General features: G+C 32.3%; 2 protein-coding genes. Both read left to right on the top strand.

All coding sequences use genetic code 11. The features are described from left to right. The first annotated feature begins 25 nt into the window (after nt 1-25). Nucleotides 26-433 carry a zinc-ribbon domain-containing protein gene (locus KVT27_RS23295; RefSeq protein WP_217582038.1) on the top strand — a complete coding sequence of 136 codons (408 nt, stop codon included), beginning with the start codon at nt 26-28 and terminating at the stop codon, nt 431-433. A 215-nt stretch (nt 434-648) separates the two neighbouring features. Beyond that, the coding region (locus KVT27_RS23290) for a hypothetical protein (RefSeq protein WP_217582037.1) at nt 649-1,009 on the top strand (361 nt) is incomplete at its 3' end.

The following is a 1,009-nucleotide window of genomic DNA, read 5'->3' as shown; positions in this document are numbered from 1 at the left end:
ATGTCCATATTGTGCTGGAAAATAAGTGAATGAAGAAAATTGTTTGGCAAAAGTAAAACCTGAAATAGCGAAACAATGGCATCCAACGAAAAATGGAGAATTAACACCAGTAGATGTAACTATCGGAAGCCATAAAGAAGTCTGGTGGTATTGCTATAAAGGAAAAGCACACACTCATGAATGGAAAATGGCAATATATAATAAAAAAAGGGGAAGTTGTCCTTTTTGTTCAGGACATAAGGTAAGTTTAGATAACTGCCTTGCAACAAAATTTCCACAACTAGCGGAAGAATGGGATTTTGAGAAAAACGGAAGTTTAACACCATTTGATATAGGGGCTTATAGTAATAAAGAAGTCTGGTGGTGTACAAAAGAAAATGGTTCGTGGAAAGCTAAAGTGTTAAATAGAGTGAAAGTTTTTGAAAATAAATAAACTGGCATAATTTAATGATCTTAGAGCGATGTTGTGACCGAAGTGTTGAAGAAAGGGCATGGATAATATGCTTGTAAACTTGTATACGGATTATTAAACAAACAGCGATAGTAGAGGGGGTTTCATTCCTTTCTGCTATTTTTTATGAAAAGGACAAACCACATTTCATGTTGAAGAGATACTTAGGATCTTCTTATAAAGTGAGGAGGATAAGTATGTATATAGAAAATGTAAGAAATACATTAAAATCACTTTCTTCACAGGAACAATATGAGATAGCAAATTTAACAAAACAAATATTAGTAAGGAATGGGAAAATTAATGAAAACGTCAGACCTAGCGAAATAGCAAGGTATATAGAAAACTTTATACATGGGAAAGAAACGAAAATAAAGTACCTGGAAGGTTTTTTAGAAGCAATGGATCTGTTTATATTACAAGGTGCTAGCAAAGCTCTACTTGGAAAACAAATAATAGGACAAGGTACATGGAGAGATATATTATTGAATGTGACGAATGATATTCCATCAGATAAATTAGCAAAACATGTAAATAATGAATATATTATTAAAGAAC

It is taken from the genome of Lysinibacillus sp. GbtcB16 (assembly GCF_019091145.1).
GTDB lineage: Bacteria > Bacillota > Bacilli > Bacillales_A > Planococcaceae > Lysinibacillus > Lysinibacillus fusiformis.
Note: the sequence above shows the minus strand (reverse complement) of the source record. Positions and strands in the feature narration are given on the sequence as shown.